Annotated in this window: 1 protein-coding gene; it reads right to left on the minus strand. The window is 65.7% G+C overall.

The annotated features are described in order from the left end of the window. A partial coding sequence (locus tag F8271_RS31760) for an ISAs1 family transposase (RefSeq protein ID WP_255473777.1) occupies positions 1-482 on the minus strand: 482 nt, incomplete at its 3' end. Positions 483-543: the final 61 nt, after the last annotated feature.

A 543-nucleotide genomic window follows, 5' to 3' on the forward strand; every position in this document is an offset into this window, starting at 1 on the left:
AGGCGGCTGGCGTCTTCGCGGTAGGTGGTGTCGCGGATGTGGTGTAGGACCTCGATGGACCAGTGACCGCGTAGCCAGTCGGCTAGTTCGGCGGGGTCGGCCTGCTCGGCGGTGAGGTTGGTGATCGCGTAGACGGTGATGGTGGACCAGCGGTCGGTGGCCGGGTTGTAGCGGCGGCGCCGGATCCGGAGGGCCTGGCTGGCGTGCGGGAAGTCCAGGGCGAGGGGGCCGAGGCAGGTGACCGTCTGCAAACGGCGGATGTCGTGGCGGCCGTGTCCACGGTCGTGGGTCTGGTCCAGGATCGGGATCTTCGCCCATGGCAGTGCTTTGACCTGCCGATACAAATGTTTCTGGTTGCCTTTGACGACGAAGACGTAACCGGCTTTCTTCTCGACCAGCCAGCGGGCATGCTCGCGCTGGGTATGCAAGGCGTCCGCTGTGATGACCGCCCCGGCCAGGTCGAGGGTGTCCAACATGGGCACGAACCTGGTGATCTCGTTCGTCTTCCCATCGACGTCGCTCCGGGCCAGGACGATCCCGTCA

The sequence above is a fragment of the Micromonospora sp. ALFpr18c genome, assembly GCF_008868155.1.
Lineage (GTDB): Bacteria > Actinomycetota > Actinomycetes > Mycobacteriales > Micromonosporaceae > Micromonospora.